Annotated in this window: 8 protein-coding genes and 1 pseudogene; 5 read left to right on the top strand and 4 right to left on the bottom strand. The window is 63.0% G+C overall.

Translation table 11 applies throughout. The annotated features are described in order from the left end of the window. Positions 1-59 precede the first annotated feature (59 nt). Positions 60-5,369, bottom strand: a complete 5,310-nt coding sequence (locus tag L0Z65_RS12925; RefSeq protein WP_405108208.1) for an alpha-2-macroglobulin family protein — start codon at positions 5,367-5,369, stop codon at positions 60-62. A 309-nt stretch (positions 5,370-5,678) separates the two neighbouring features. Between L0Z65_RS12925 and L0Z65_RS12930 the strand changes: the two genes are divergently transcribed. Next, positions 5,679-7,973, top strand: coding sequence for a response regulator (locus tag L0Z65_RS12930; RefSeq protein WP_405108211.1), 2,295 nt, complete (start codon positions 5,679-5,681; stop codon positions 7,971-7,973). 27 nt (positions 7,974-8,000) lie between these two features. Here the strand turns inward: L0Z65_RS12930 and yaaA are convergent, their stop codons facing one another. From yaaA to L0Z65_RS12945, 3 genes and pseudogenes are all read right to left on the bottom strand, one after another. Then, on the bottom strand, positions 8,001-8,765 hold the full coding sequence (gene yaaA / locus L0Z65_RS12935; RefSeq protein ID WP_405108214.1) for a peroxide stress protein YaaA: 765 nt from the start codon (positions 8,763-8,765) through the stop codon (positions 8,001-8,003). Between the two features lie 29 nt (positions 8,766-8,794). After that, a pseudogene (gene recQ, locus L0Z65_RS12940) lies at positions 8,795-10,875 on the bottom strand (DNA helicase RecQ). A 224-nt stretch (positions 10,876-11,099) separates the two neighbouring features. Continuing rightward, the gene (locus tag L0Z65_RS12945) at positions 11,100-11,387 is read right to left on the bottom strand and encodes a YggT family protein (protein WP_014873231.1); all 288 of its coding nucleotides are present in this window, start codon (positions 11,385-11,387) and stop codon (positions 11,100-11,102) included. 134 nt (positions 11,388-11,521) lie between these two features. Between L0Z65_RS12945 and L0Z65_RS12950 the strand changes: the two genes are divergently transcribed. Genes L0Z65_RS12950 through L0Z65_RS12965 form a run of 4 tightly spaced genes read left to right on the top strand, consistent with a single transcriptional unit; the run spans position 11,522 to position 15,372 of the window. After that, entirely contained in the window at positions 11,522-12,142 is a 621-nt protein-coding gene (locus L0Z65_RS12950; protein WP_405108218.1) for an acyl-CoA thioesterase, read from the top strand. A gap of 43 nt (positions 12,143-12,185) precedes the next feature. Then, on the top strand, positions 12,186-13,550 hold the full coding sequence (locus L0Z65_RS12955) for an MFS transporter (protein WP_405108221.1): 1,365 nt from the start codon (positions 12,186-12,188) through the stop codon (positions 13,548-13,550). Continuing rightward, the gene (gene mepA, locus L0Z65_RS12960; RefSeq protein ID WP_118069419.1) at positions 13,547-14,470 is read left to right on the top strand and encodes a penicillin-insensitive murein endopeptidase; all 924 of its coding nucleotides are present in this window, start codon (positions 13,547-13,549) and stop codon (positions 14,468-14,470) included. The genes L0Z65_RS12955 and mepA overlap by 4 nt, the downstream gene beginning before the upstream one ends. Continuing rightward, a complete protein-coding gene (locus tag L0Z65_RS12965) occupies positions 14,443-15,372 on the top strand; it encodes an esterase-like activity of phytase family protein (protein ID WP_405108224.1) in 930 nt (309 codons plus the stop codon). The genes mepA and L0Z65_RS12965 overlap by 28 nt, the downstream gene beginning before the upstream one ends. Positions 15,373-15,493: the final 121 nt, after the last annotated feature.

Genomic DNA, 15,493 nt, shown 5'->3' on the forward strand with positions numbered 1-15,493 from the left:
CGCCGCAGTGATCCAACGCCATCGCCGGAAACGACGCCAGGCTGGAGCCAACGGGCGGATCACCGGACCTGGACGCGGCCCGTCGCGGTGCGGGCGCGATAGGCAGGCCGGTACATATCCTCAACCGAGGCCGCCGGATGATGGAACAGACCCGGCGTTACCGCGCGCGCCACATAGGCCAGCGTCACGGGCGAGCCCGCCTCGCCATCGCGCCCACGCCGCAGGTCGATCGCCGCTAGAAACCGATCCGCACGGAACTCGGCATGGCGGGCCTCGCTCAGCGTGAGCCAGTCGAGACCGCGCACATCACCGGACCGCAGCAGGCTCGGGTTGTCGATCTCCAGCCCCGCAGGCAGCGGATCATTGATCATCAATCGCGCGCCAACCGGCTCAAACGGAACCACCCGCAGCACCGTGACAAACCGGTCACCAACGGTGAACTGATCCGGCGTCAACGCCTCACCTTCCATCGAATAGTACCTGCGTTCGATACTGTATCCGGTCCCTCCCGCAGGGGCCGCAACCAGCGGCACACCCAGCGTGGTCAGCGTGATGTCCACATCCTTGCCGGAGGCAGCGGTCAGCGCCAGCGGATCCCGATCCTGATCCCCCTTCAGCACCTCAACAATGGGTCCACTCACCGTTTGCCCATTGACCAACAGCCCGGATCCGCCATCCCCACCAATCAGCGCATGGGCCGCTATAAGCGTCCAGGCGCTTTCCTGTGTGGAGAGCCCCCGACCATCCCCGACCAACCCCGCACTCAGCGCACGACGATCCACAGCGTCGGACCCGACCTCACTGGCAAGGGCCAGAACCCCAGCCTGATCACGACGCAAGCTGCCATAGTCGGCCCGCCATAGTGCCGGATCGGGATCAGCGCCTTGCAGCATCGCAGCGGCACGGGCAAACATCTGATCTGCCCGTCGCTGGTCGCCATAGCTCGCCAGAGCCGCCCCCACCTGCGCCACTGCCAGCGGCGTGGCGAAATCGCCCGCCTTCACATCCGCATAGTAGCGCAGATCCCCCATTGCCGCCTCACCCTCGCGGGCCAGTACCAGCAGCGCATAGGCGATATCTTCGCCGCCCGTGTCAAAATCGGGCGCGTAGTTGACCCGGTTGCGCAGATTGTCCAGCGCCTGACGAAACCGTGTGTCGGCCACCTGATAGCCCTGCGCCCGCGCACGGCTCAGAAAATCGCTGGCATAGGCATCCAGCCAGAAATCACCACTTTCGGCGCGCCACAGACCAAAGCCACCGTTGCTGGCCTGTCGCGCCAGCACCTGCCGGATGGCGCCGTCGATCTTTGCGGTGATCTCAGGCGCATTCCCCAGCCCCGCTGCCTCCGCCACCGATGACAGATACAACAGCGGCAATGCGCGCGAGGTCACCTGTTCGGTGCATCCATAGGGGTAGAGATCCAACCCGTTGAGCAGCCCCGGCACATCAAATCGCGCCAATGGTCCCGCAGACATCACCGCCCGCGCGCCCTCTGGTCGCAATCCGGTAAAGACGTCAGAGGAGAATAGGAAACTGTTCCCCGCCGCCAACTGGAAACGGCGGGTGGTCGCAACCGCTGGATCATTGGCCCGCACCGGCAGGCGCAGGGTCTGGATCAGGGTTTCCCCCTCAGCCGTGGTCAGCGTCAGCTCTATCTCCGGGTCGCCAACGGACAGCGCCGCAACGGGCAGGATCACGGTCTCGCTGCCGCCCGGCGCCAGGTCAAGCGATTGAGGCAGCGCCCCGATTTCCAGCCCCGCTCCAAGGGTGCGGGCCGCAAGCTCCAGCCGACCAGCAGGGCCATCCGCATGGGTGACCTCGATCTGCACCCGACTGCTATCGCCCGGCGCCAGGAACCGCGGTGCCGATGCACTGACCACAATCGGATCCCGGACCAGCATGTCTTCGGCAGCCTGCCCCACCGCGCTTTGCGACCAGGCCACCGCCATCACACGCACCGTCCCGTTAAAGGGCGGCAGCGCGATCGGCACCTCGGCGTGCCCCTCCGCGTCAAGCTTTACCGGGCCGGAAAACACGGCCATCAGATCCTGCGTCGGCGGTGGTGACTGCAACCGCATCCCCGCGCCCGCATCCCCGCCCGAACGCACCCGGCCAAGCGCTCCGGTGCCAGTCTCAATCAACCGTCCGTATAAATCGCGCAGCTCCATCCCCAGCCGCCTCTGGCCATAGTAATGCGCCGATGGGTCCGGGCTCTGAAATCCGGTCAGATTGAGGATCCCCAGATCAACCGCCGCCAGTGTCAGCCAGACCTCTTGACCGGGGGCGGCACCGCGCACCTCAACCTTGGCCAGCTCGGTCCTGCGTGGCCGGGCCACCTCGGGCAGGTCTAGCGCGACCTGCAATTCCTGCCCCGGCCGGATGACCGTTGCATGCGCCAGCCCCAGCGCCCGGGTCGGGTTTTGATCTGCCTTGCCAATCAGCGGCTGTACCACCATGGCAGAGACATAGGCGCCACTGCCCCAATCAGCGGTAACATTCAGCGGGACCACGGTTTCCCCCACAGGCACCTCGACCATCTGGCGGCTGATCAACCGGTTCGACATCACCGACACCAACGCGGTTCCGGCCGCACGGCTCACCACGCGCAGGCGGGCGGTATCCCCCGGCTCATAGCTGTCACGATCCAAGGACACCTCCAGCTGGTCGGGCGTATCCGCCCCGTCGTCCGGGACGTACCAGCCTGCATAGAAATCGCTGGACGCCGCGACATAAGGCACGCCCTGATGCTCTACCACCAACTCATATCTGCCCCAATCGACACGCTGGTCCAGCACCAGTGGCGTGGTGGCATTCACCTGCGCCACGCCGGTTGCAACACGGCTTCGGCGGGTCGTGGGCTCCCAGTTCCAGTTGCCGTAAAGCTGGTACCACTGGTAGCGCGTTTCCACCCGGTTCAGCGTCCACGTCACCGACATATCCTGCGGGCTGCCATCCGGAGCCAGCGCGACAATGGAAAACCGCGCCGCATCGCCCTCTGCGACAACATCCTCAAACAGCGGTTTGATGCCAATCACCGGGCCGTCCGGCTGCAAGGGGACACTCAGCTGCCGTTCAACCGGGCGTGCGCTGCCATCACTCAGACGGGTGGTCACCTCCGCGACAAGCGGCTGCCCCAGCGCCTCAATCTCGGGGAGTGCCACCGAAAGTGTCCCGATCCCCTCCGCGTCCGTGCGCGCGCCGCCGAAATGGCGGCTTTGTGGGGATACCACATCGTCGTAGCGGCCAAAGCGGTAGCCGTCCCAGCCCGCCACCTGATCCGCCGGGCGCAGCGTGACCTCGCCGTCGATACTGAGATCCCGGCCCGGCGCACCAAACAGATACCGCGCCTCAATCCGCAAGGGGCTGCTGGTACCGGGGCGCAACGCCTGCCCGTTCGCGGCTGTCAGAGTCTGGGTGAAATCAATGCGCTCAGGCAGAAAATCCTCAACCAAAATCTGTCGGCTCGCCAGCGCCGGTGCCTTGGGATCGGACAGGATCGACAATCGCCAGGTGCCACGCGGCGCGGTCTCGCCCACCGGCAACGCAAAGACATGCCCCCCAGCCACCCCCTGATCCGAAATCAGCCGGGCATATTCGACCCCATCGGGGCGGGTCAGAACCGCGATCAACGGCAGGCCCGCGATCGCCTGCGCCGTCGCATCACGGGCAAGGGCTGTGGCATGGATCACCTCTCCGGCGCGATAGGCGCCGCGATCCGTGGTCAAAAACACATCAACCGGCCCTGGCGCCACGCGCCCCTCAACGCCCCGATCCGACAGGTCAAAGGCGGCATCCCGCAGCGAAAGAAAGGCAAAATCAGCGGTAGCCTCACCTGCCGCGCCCGTTTGCGCCATCAAGACAGCCGGAGCAGACGCGCCCTGTCCACGGGTCAGACCCGCATCAAATTGCGCATAGCCCTCGGCATCACTCACCGCAGTTCCCAACACGGCGTTGGCGTTGGAGATCAGCTCTACCCGCACACCAGCACGCGGCGCGGCATCGGAAAGCCCCTGCACCTGCACATGCAACCCGTCACTGCCCAGCATCGTGCTTAGCCCCAGATCGGTCAGCACAAACCACTGGGTCGCGGCCGGGCTCTCATAAGGATCGGCGCCGGGCAGCTGCGCACTCAGCGCGTAGATCCCCACCGGTTGATCCGCCAGCGCCTGATCCAGCGGCAATCGCGTGGTCACCGTTTGGTTCAATGTCTGCGAAACCTCGGCGGTGCCGCTCCAGATCTCCTCGGCGATATCGCTGGCGAACTGTTCCTCCTGCCATTGCGACAGCGGTCGGGCAAAGTAGTCCTCCTGCAGACTGCGCAGCAGGTTGCGGTCACTGACACGGCGCAGGCGCAGCTCCAGCGTGGTGGCATTCACCGTCTCCACCGGCACCGCCACCTGATCGCCCTTGGGCAATACGTATGACCGACCGGAGAAGCGGACACTCGGCCCGCGATCCCGCACGTAGTGGGTCAGCGTCACATCCTTGGCCAATGTCTCACCGCTGCCCGCAGGCAGCCCCCGGCGCAGCGTCAGCCGGTAGCGGGCGCCGTGATCAACCCCATCCACGCAAAGCTCCCGCCCTGCCGACTCAGCTACCAGACGCGGATCCGCCAGCTTGATGAAATCATCGTATGCGACCCCGCTTGGTGCCAAATCTTCGGAAAATTCGACACATATACGGGGCGATGCGCTGTCGCTTTCTACCCGGCTTCCGGTGACCCGAAATCCATATTTGGCAATTGCGTCGTCCAGACGGGCCGCCAGTTTCGGGCTGTTGTCCCGCTCTGCCGCCAGCCGCAGAACTGCCAGCGCAGCACGCCCGCGCCCCAGCTGTTCCAATGCCTTGGCCGCAGTGGCCAGAGCCTGCGCCTCAGCGGCTTCATCCGGGCCACGCAGATAACTGTTGAGCGCCGCCGAAAGGGCCGCCTCATGGGCGCGCCGCTGCGCCGATCCTTGCGCCTCCTGACGCATCAGCCGCCGGGCATAGTCCAGCCACAGATCGCTCCGGTCACTCAGCACCACCGCTTCCGCGATCCAACGCAAGCCTGTCGCGGGCGACGCGCTCTGTGCCGCCGCAACCAGGTCATCAACGCTGGCGCCCCCGGTGGGAAAGCGTAATCCGAGGTTCTGGGCCTGTTTTGCCGCCTGCGCCAGATCATCTTCCTGCAGCCCCTGCAAGGCAGCGGCGCGCGCATCTGCCGCCTGCCTCTGTGCGCGGTTACTGGTCAGTTTGAGTGCCGAAAACGCACCCTCATAGGGAGACGGCTGATCCATCGCGGATTTGGGAAAACAGGCGTTGGAGCGGCTGTTGAACGCAAAACCGGCACAGTCCGGTTGCGCCGAACAGGCCCGCGCACAGCTGCGCATATCGGTTTCAAACAGTGGCCCAAGGTCAGCCCCGAAATGATCGGTATCTCGCTGAATGACATACCGATTTTCCGGAAAAATTGAATCAGCAAAAACAACTAAAGGTTGAACAAGCCAACCGCACAAAAGTACAATAAGTGAAATGAACACACGCACCATGGAACCCTCCAAACCTGCCCAGAGGCTGGCACGGGGTTAACGCCATAGCAAGGTATCGCAACGTAACAGATGGGCTAATCTCAATTTAATCTCTGCTCCTCTAAACTGGGGCAGGTCAGTCGTGTTGGTTTTTAAGTGGAGTTTGCAGGGATGAACCTTGCTGACAAATTGACGGAAGAACGACGCGCGCGTCTCGCGGCGGAGCGCCTGCTCGAACTGAAGCAGGCGGAGCTTTCGGCAGCCAACCGCAAACTCGGGCGCCATGCGCTGGCCCTGACCCGCCAAATCGGCGTCACCCAGGCCGAGGTGGCCACCGTCCGCGACGAAAACGCCAAGGTGAAATCGGATCTCTCCACCGCCAACGAGAAGGTTGAGCGCGCCGAGCAGCGCCTCTGGCATTCGATCCAGGCCTTTCAGGACGGATTTGCCTTTTTCGATTCAGACAGCAAACTGATTGGCGCCAATACCGCCTATCTCGATCTGTTCGACGGTCTGGAGGAGGTCACGCCGGGCGTCTCCTACGTGCGGATCCTGCAGATCCTCACCGATGAGGGGCTGGTCAACACCGGCGAACAGGACCCGGATCACTGGCGCGCGCAGATGTCGGAACGCTGGTTGTCCCCCTCCCCGGAACCGGTGGTCGTGCGGATGTGGGATGATCGCTACCTGCGGCTCCTGGATCAACGTGGCCACGGTGGCGATATGGTCAGCCTTGCGCTCGATATCACCTCCACCGTTCAATATGAGGAAGAGTTGCAGGCCGCCCGAGAACGGGCCGAGGCTGCAAATCGGGCAAAATCCGCCTTCCTTGCCAATATGTCCCACGAGATTCGCACCCCGATGAACGGGGTTGTCGGCATGGCGGAGCTGCTCAGCGACACCAACCTGAGCGAGGAACAGCAGCTCTACGCCAACACGATCAAGAATTCCGGAGAGGCGCTGCTGGTCATCATCAATGACGTGCTCGACTATTCCAAAATCGAAGCGCAGAAACTGCAGCTGCACCCCGAACCCTTCGATCTGGAACGCAGTGTCCATGAGGTGCTGATGCTGTTGCAGCCCACCGCGCGGGACAAGGGGCTGACACTGCTGCTGGATTATGACCTGTTCCTGCCGACCAGCTTTGTCGGGGATCCCGGACGCATTCGCCAGGTCCTTACCAATCTCGTTGGCAACGCGGTGAAATTCACCGCCGAGGGGCATGTCGCGCTGCAAATCACCGGCATCTCCAACGCGGATGACAAAGTCTCCTCAATCCACGTCACGATTGAAGACACCGGCATCGGCATCCCGGAGGAGAAAGTTCAAGACATCTTTGGCGAGTTCAATCAGGTCGAGGATGAGCGCAATCGCCAGTTTGAGGGCACCGGCCTTGGCCTCGCGATCTCCAAACGCCTGATTGAGCTGATGGACGGTGAAATCTGGGTCGAAAGCCAGGAGGGCAAGGGATCCTGCTTCGGCTTCCGCATGGAACTGCCGCTGGCGGAAGGCGCCTCCACCAGTATTCCCGCCCTGCCCAAGGGGCTGTGTCAGATCGCCGTCATCGATTCGCAATCGGTGATGCGCGATGTGCTCAGCAAACAATTGGCCATGCTGGGGCTGGAGGTCACCGTATTCGACAACGGCGCCGCTGCGATTGCCGGTATGCCAGACGACGTTGATCTGGTGGTCTGCGACGAACAACTGCCAGATCAGAATGGTATCGAACTGGCACAGAAACTGCGCTCCGGACCTTTTGCGCAGGTGCCGATCCTGATGCTCAGCAGCGATCCCACTGCATCCAGCAACTCAGATGTACAATCGGTGACGGACAGCGTGCTTCTGAAACCAATCCAGCGGGATGAGCTGTTCCAGAGGCTGGTCGATCTGCCCAGCGGCGGATCGGCGACCGGTACCTCCGCCGCTCCTGAAACCATGGGGACGCCACCAGAGCTGAGCAGCGTCGCAACAAATCCCGCTCCACCCCAGCCTGCTCCAACTGCGCCCCCTCCTCTCGCCGCCGTCAGCACGCGCCCCACCCAGCGGCTCATGCGGGTACTGGCCGCAGAGGACAATCGCACCAACCAGCTTGTCTTCCGCAAGATGGTGAAGGATCTGAACATAGACCTGCAATTTGTCAGCAACGGGATAGAGGCGGTGGAGGCTTATCAGTCGTTCCAGCCGGATCTGATCTTCATGGATATCTCCATGCCGATGATGGATGGCAAGGAAGCAACCCAGAAAATCCGTGCGCTGGAACACGGCACCGGCACCTATGTCCCGATCATCGCGCTGACCGCCCATGCGATGGCCGGTGATTCCGATGGCATTCTCGCAGCCGGGCTGGATCACTACCTGACCAAACCCCTACGCAAGGCGCTGATCCACGAACGCATTCACGCCTATCTCCCGGCGGAGGCGGCGCCACTCACGCATGAGGCGGTCACCCAGACCGGCGCCGCCTGATCCGGCGGTCCCACGCGCCCGTGGCGATCAGCCCGCGCGCAGGAACACCGGCTGATCCGGCTGCGACATCTCCGGCATGTAGCGATAGCCGCCGCTGTCAAAATCCAGCAATGCCGCAGGATCGGTAAGCCGGTTCTGAATGATGTACCGTGCCATCGCGCCCCGCGCCCGTTTGGCGTAGAAGCTCACAACCTTGGGCGTGCCGTTCTTGTCTTCCATGAACACAGGCGTCACCACACGCAGCTTCAGCGCATCACGATCCACGGCCCCGAAATATTCCTGGCTGGCACAGTTCACCAGCACATCGCTGCCCACGGCCTCCCCCTGCGCATTCAGCGCATCAGAGATCGCACGCCCCCAATAGTCATAAAGGGTCTTGCCCTGCTCGGTTTTCAGACGCGATCCCATCTCCAGCCGGTAGGCCTGCATCGCGTCCAACGGCCGCAACAGACCGTATAGGCCCGACAGAATGCGAAAGTGATCCTGCGCCCACACCATTTCCTCCGGCTCCAGCGTCGCCGCCTCCAGCCCCTGATAGGTATCGCCCGCAAAGGCCAGCGCCGCCGGGCGAATGTCATCCGCGCCAGGATCAGCCGCAAACCTCTGGAACCGATCATAGTTCAGCTTTGCCAGATCCTCACTGATATGCATCAGCTTCATCAGATCGGCGACCGACAGATCGCGCGCCACCGACGCCAGCTCCACCGCCGCGTCATGCATGGCGGGCCACGTCATATCCGCGTCGCGTTCGCTCCAGTCCAGCTTTTTCGCCGGAGAAGTCACTACCAGCATTTTCTGCCCCCGTTTGTTCTGGTCAAGACCTAGCCCGCGCCGCGCAGGACGTCCAGAAACGCCGCCGCAAAACGTTCGGCGCGGCGCTCCCCTAACAGCCTTGTGATCGCCATTTCGTCCTGAGGACGCATCTGCGCCAGTTTCGCAAGCTGCGCCGCGGAACAGCTGAGCGGTTTGTCGGTGCCGTCATCGCCCCGCGCCAGACGGGTCTGCGTCTCCATCAGCGCATCATAAAGCGACCCGGCATCGCGCCCGGCCAACTTGCGCCGCATCGGGTGCAGCGCCTCACTCTCGCCAGTGATCACCGCCAGGAATGCGCTGCCATAGCGCTCCAGCTTCTTGGCGCCGACACCGCCAATCCGCGCCATTTTGTCCAGCGTATCGGGACGTGTTTCTGCCATTTCGATCAGGGTTCGATCTGGAAAGATAACATAGGCTTAAGCACTTTTTGCGCCTCCGCCAGCGCGCGGCGTTTGGCTTTCAGCGCTGATAGCAGCGGCGCGTCCTCATCAGACACCAGCGCCTTCACGGCGGGGCTACGCTTGGCCGAACTGATGGTGTCGCGGCGCAGCGCAATATCCTGCTCGCCGCGCAGCACCGGCAGCGCCGCCTCGGTCATCCGCAAGGCACCGTGGCGTTCGGGATCCGGGCGCACCAGATCATGCCCCATCATCTGCCGGAACACCGCCTGCCACTGCCGCTTGCCGTATTCCTTGCCACAGGCAAAGACCGACAGATCATCATGCCGCTTGTCGCGCACCCGGTCGGTGATATTGCCCACCAGAATGTCGATCAGATGCCCGGATCCATAGGTCTCATTGGTGCGCAGGATCGCCGACAGCGCCTTGCGCACCGCCGTGGTGCCATCGAACACATCCACGGGCTGGTCGCAGAGATCACAGTTGCCACAAGGCTCAGCCCCCTCGCCGAAATACGCCAGCAGGGTTTGCCGTCGACATTTCAGCGCCTCCGCCAGCCCCAGCAAGGCATTGAGCCGCGCGTGGTCTGCCCCGCGCCGCTCCGCAGGCGCCAGCCCTTCGTCAATCTGGCTGCGGCGCAGGCGAATATCCTCCGGCCCGAACAGGGTCAGCGTCTCAGCAGGCGCGCCATCCCGGCCACCACGGCCGATTTCCTGATAATAGGCCTCGATGGATTTGGGCAGATCTGCATGGGCAACCCAGCGAATGTCTGGCTTGTCGATCCCCATGCCAAAGGCCACCGTCGCCACAACAATCAACCCATCTTCGCGGGCAAAGCGGGTCTCCACGCCGCGCCGGTCTTCGGCGTCCATACCGCCATGATAATAGCAGGCCGCGTGGCCCGCCTCGCGCAGCCCCGCCGCCAGTGCTTCGGTCTTGGCGCGGGTGCCACAGTACACGATGCCGGACTGGCCCTTTCGCGCGGCCGCAAACTCCAGGATCTGTCGGCGCGGGCTGTCTTTGGTGGCAAAGGCGAGATGAATATTGGGCCGATCAAACCCCCGCAGGAAACTGCGCGGCGCCTCACCATCAAACAGCTTCTCGACAATCTCCTCGCGGGTTTCCTGATCTGCCGTCGCGGTAAAAGCTGCCAAAGGCACATCCAAGGCTCGTCGCAATTCCCCGATACGCAGGTAATCCGGGCGGAAATCATGCCCCCACTGGCTGACGCAATGCGCCTCATCCACCGCGATCAGACTGACACCGATGCGCCGTAACATGCCCATCGCCGCCCCCGAGGCCAGACGCTCCGGCGCCATATAGAGAAGCTTCAACCGCCCCTCCTCAATGGACTGCCAGACCGCTTCGGTTTCTTCGTCGGTATTGCCGGAAGTCAGCGCCCCGGCGGTCACGCCCACCTCCTGCAGTGCCCGCACCTGATCCCGCATCAGCGCTATCAATGGCGAGATCACCACCGTAATCCCCTCGCGCAGCAGTGCGGGCAGTTGGAAACACAGGGATTTGCCGCCGCCGGTTGGCATAATCGCCAGAACATTCTCGCCAGCCGTCACCGCATCAACGATCTCTTCCTGACCGGGGCGAAACCCGTCAAAGCCGAAGATCTCGCGCAACAGCGGTGTTGCATCGGTTGCGGACACGGCAGGTGACGTCGCACCACTGGGGGCGGTCATTTCCGGCGAAACTGCGGACATGGGGGCGGTGGGCCTCGTTTTTGGTGATCTGCTCGTCTTACCGTCACAATCCCACAACCAGATTCAGGCGGCAAGGGCCGGACCCCCTATGCAGAATGCCGCACAGACAGAAAAAGACCGCCAGCGGCCCATGCCGTGGCGGTCCAACTGTAGATCGAAACGCGCATGATCTCTCTGACCAGCGGCGCTGCGGCCTGCCTAGCCTAGTAGAACATCGCGATATTGTTGGTCAGAATGATCCGCAGCGCGTAAACCGCGATCAACACCACCAGCGGCGCCAGATCCAGCCCCTGCATATTCGGCAGGATACGGCGAACGGGGGCATATAGCGGCTCTAACAAGCGGTTCAGACCATACCAGACCTGCGCCACAAATTGCTGATTGAGGTTCAGAACCTGAAAATTGATCAGCCAGCTCATGATCACATGGGCAATGATGAAGAACCAGACGATGTCCAGGATCAGCATCAGAATTTGAAACAGCGACAGCATCTCTTTGATTTCCCTTTTTGGAGCTTGTCCACAGGTAAGCGCGCCCGCGCAAAATCGCAAGACTGCCGCGAGGTTGCGGTTGACGTGCTGTAAACACATGGCAACACGGGCACATCACACAGGAGAGCGCGCCCATGTTTCCCATCGTCCGCCTGATCAAGGATCTGCTGGTTGCCCGGCGGATGCCGCCGCTGGATCTGACTGAAACCCATGTCTCGCGCCATATCTGCTGGCCGTGGGATCTGGACATCTGGATGGAGCTGAACAACGGGCGCGCCATGACGCTGTATGATCTGGGCCGCACCATGCTGGCGCAGCGTGTCGGCCTGATCGGGGCTTTGCGCAGCCGTCGCTGGGGCATGACCGTGGCGGGCACCACTGTCCGGTTCCGTCGTCGCATTCGCGGGTTTGAACGGTTTGAGATGCGCAGCCGCGCGGTCTCCTGGGACGATCGCTTCATCTATCTGGAACAATCCATGTGGAAATCCAATGGTGACTGCGCCAGCCACGTGATGCTGCGCACCGCGATCACCGACGCCAAAGGGATCGTCTCTCCGCAGGAGGTGCTGAAAACCATCGGCCGCACCGACCGTGCCGCGCCGGAGATGCCCGATTGGATCAAGGCCTGGTGCGAGGCCGATGCAGGCCGCCCCTGGCCACCGATGATGCCTGAGCACAAACCGTGGCTTCTGGCGTGTCGGCTGCTGAGGACACGCTTGCCTAACCCCACACCGGCCTGTCATACCAAAAGGTAACGACAAAAGACCACGACAGGCATCGGGCGAGGGAAGACGAGGCATGACGCAGATTTCCATGCGCAAGCGCATCTGGGGCTGGTGGGCCTTTGACTGGGCCAGCCAGCCCTATCACACGCTGCTGGTGACCTTTGTCTTTGCACCTTTCTTTGCTGCGGTGGCCGCCGATTACTATCTCACCCAAGGGCTGGCGGAGGAGGCCGCAAAGGCGCAGGCGCAGACGGTCTGGTCGATGTGCCTCACCATCACCGGGCTGCTGATTGGTCTTGGCGGGCCGTTCCTTGGCGCCCTTGCCGATATTTCCGGGCGTAAACTGCCGTGGATCATGGTCTTTTCGCTGATGTATATCATCGGCGCCTGGGGGCTGTGGTTCATGGATCCCGGCGGCGCGAACCTGTGGTGGATGCTCATCAGTTTTGGGGTTGGCTTCATCGGTGCGGAATTTGCGCTGATCTTCGTCAACGCGCAGCTGCCGTCGCTTGGCAGCAAGGAGGATGTGGGCACCATCTCGGGCACCGGTTTTGCCATCGGATATCTTGGCGGGGTGATCGCGCTGTTTCTGATGCTGACGCTGTTTGTCGAGCAAGCCGACGGCAAGACCCTGATCGGCATCGATCCCATTCTGGGACTGGATGCAGCACTTCGCGAAGGCACCCGCGCCGCCGGTCCGCTGACAGCGATCTGGTTCGCGGTCTTCATCATCCCCTATTTCCGCTGGGTGCATGATGATGCCATCACCGGCACACGAGGCCGGTTTCGCGATGCCATCCGCTCCGTCGGACGCGCCATCGCCAACCTGCGCCACCGCGCCAGCCTGACCGGCTATCTGATTTCGTCGATGCTCTACCGCGATGCGCTGAACGGGCTTTATGCCTTTGGCGGAATTTACGCGCGGTTGGTGCTGGGCTGGGAAATCACCCTCATTGGCATCTTCGGTATCATCGCGGTGATCTCCTCGGCGCTGTTCAGCTGGCTGGGCGGTCTCGCAGATCGACGGTTTGGCCCGAAACCCGTTATCACCCTGTCGATCCTGATCCTGACGGCTGTGTGTTTTCTGGTCGTGAACATGTCGCGCGACCAGTTCTTTGGCGTCACCCTCGCTGCAGGCTCCGGCCTGCCTGACACTGTGTTCTTCGCCTGCGGCGTGCTAATCGGCGGCTTTGGTGGCATTCTGCAAGCCGCCAGCCGCAGTCTTATGGTGCGCCACACCACCCCGGAAAACGCCACGGAGGCCTTTGGACTCTATGGTCTTTCGGGGCGCGCAACTGCCTTTCTTGCGCCTGCATTGATCGGCATCGCCACCACCCTGACCGGCAGCGCCCGCCTTGGGATTGCACCGGTTATTCTATTGTTCATTATCGGACTCATCGTCCTGCGCTGGGTCAATGCAGAAGGAGACCAGAGTTGAAGTTCAGTCGATACATCACCCTCACCGCCCTCCTGTTAACCGCCTGCGGCCCCGCCGCAGACAGCCGCTCGCCCACCGTAAACCCGGTGGTCAGCCGCTCTGCCGACACCGGCGTGCCCGCAAAACAGCTGTTCGGGGCCAAGCGTAGCGGCTCAGCCCAGAAACCTGCGCCGCATGGCTCCTACGCCAAGGGCTGTGTTGCAGGCGCGGAACAGCTGCCCCAGACCGGCCCCACATGGCAGGCCATGCGCCTGTCCCGAAATCGCAACTGGGGCCATCCCGAGACCATCGACTTCATCAAGGATCTGAGCCGTGTTGCCGCCCGCCAGAGCGGTTGGAACGGGCTTTATGTCGGCGACATCAGCCAGCCACGCGGCGGGCCGATGCTGTCGGGTCACCGCAGCCATCAGATGGGCATGGATGCCGATATCTGGATGCTGCCAGCCAAACGCCTTGATCTGTCCGTGGCCGAACGCGAGAAGATCTCCTCGATCTCTCTGCGCCGGGCGAAGGGCGCCTATACCAATTCCAACTGGACCCCCCAGCATCACGCCATTCTGCGCGCTGCCGCCAAGGATGATCGCGTCGCCCGGATCTTTGTCTTTCCGGGCGCCAAGGTGCAGATGTGCAACGACGAGAAAGGCAACCGGGATTGGCTGCGTAAAATCCGGCCCTGGTATGGCCACCACTACCACTTCCATGTGCGCCTGAAATGCCCGCCCGGTGCGCGCGGCTGCGTCAATCAGGATCCACCGCCCCGCGGTGATGGCTGCGATGATGCCCGCCAATGGGTCAAGGACATCCTGAGCCCACCACCCCCCAAACCCCGCGACCCCAATGCGCCCAAGCCCAAGCCCCGGCGTGACTACACCCTATCGGATCTGCCACAGCAATGCGCCGTCGTTCTGCAATCAAACTGAGCCTCGGCGTCGCGACCGCCCTTGGCCTCGCCCTGACCGCGCTGGTGGCTTATCGCCCTGTCGCCTCCGCCGCCCAGCCCGGCGGGGCGCAGTTCGTTGCGGCCTATCGCTGGACCCACCCTGCCAAATGGTTCGGCGGGTTCTCGGCGCTCTCCCTGTCGGCGGACGGGCGGCAGATGACCGTGGTCAGCGACCGCGCCACCATCGTCACCGCCCGGATTGAGCGCAGCCCGGAGGCGATGCAACCGATCAAGGCGGTGACCCCGACCGAAGCCCATCGGCTGCGCGCCTCCGATGGCGCGCTCCTGCGCGGGCGCATCGTTGATGCCGAAGGTCTGGCCGTGGCGCGAGACGGCACTCTGTTCATCTCCTTTGAGGGGGTCTCGCGCGTGGCCCGCCACCGCCGGGGCGACAGCCGCGCCGAGGCCCTGCCGCGTCCCAAGGCGTTCCGCCGCCTGCCTCTGAACAAGGCGCTTGAAGCCTTGGCCATCGACACCAGGGGCCATCTCTACACCCTGCCGGAACGCGCCCTGACTGCGGCGGGTGATATTCCGGTCTGGCGTTGGAACGGGATCCGCTGGGACCGCCCTTTCGTGCTGCCCAGCCGAGGCAATTTCCTGCCCGTGGGGGCGGATTTCGGGCCTGACGGGCGCTTCTACCTCTTGGAACGCAACTTCGGCCTGATCGGGTTTCGCAGCCGTCTGCGACGTTGGGATCTCACGCCGGATGGCATCAGCGGTGAGGTTACATTGCTGGAAACCGGCCTTGGGCTGCACGACAATCTGGAAGGCGTGTCGATCTGGCGCGATCAAAGCGGCGCGCTGCGTGCCACCATGGTCTCCGACGACAATTTCAAATCGCTGCAACGCACCGAACTGGTGGAATACCGGCTGCCTGACTAGCTCCTCAGACGCCGCGCACCGGCATCAACACAGGCACCTACACCGGCACCAGCACAGGCGCGCGCCCTGACAAAACCCTTGCCCAAACCGCAGCTTTTCCGCTATTGGGCCTGATCTTTCG

Source organism: Phaeobacter sp. BS52 (assembly GCF_045040595.1).
Lineage (GTDB): Bacteria > Pseudomonadota > Alphaproteobacteria > Rhodobacterales > Rhodobacteraceae > Phaeobacter > Phaeobacter piscinae.

Coding starts and splice junctions, on each gene's coding strand:
- yaaA (WP_405108214.1), bottom strand. CDS start 8,765: ATGCTGGTAGTGACTTCTCCGGCGAAAAAGCTGGACTGGAGCGAACGC.
- L0Z65_RS12950 (WP_405108218.1), top strand. CDS start 11,522: ATGTTTCCCATCGTCCGCCTGATCAAGGATCTGCTGGTTGCCCGGCGG.
- L0Z65_RS12930 (WP_405108211.1), top strand. CDS start 5,679: ATGAACCTTGCTGACAAATTGACGGAAGAACGACGCGCGCGTCTCGCG.
- L0Z65_RS12955 (WP_405108221.1), top strand. CDS start 12,186: ATGACGCAGATTTCCATGCGCAAGCGCATCTGGGGCTGGTGGGCCTTT.
- L0Z65_RS12965 (WP_405108224.1), top strand. CDS start 14,443: ATGCGCCGTCGTTCTGCAATCAAACTGAGCCTCGGCGTCGCGACCGCC.
- L0Z65_RS12945 (WP_014873231.1), bottom strand. CDS start 11,387: ATGCTGTCGCTGTTTCAAATTCTGATGCTGATCCTGGACATCGTCTGG.
- L0Z65_RS12925 (WP_405108208.1), bottom strand. CDS start 5,369: ATGCGCAGCTGTGCGCGGGCCTGTTCGGCGCAACCGGACTGTGCCGGT.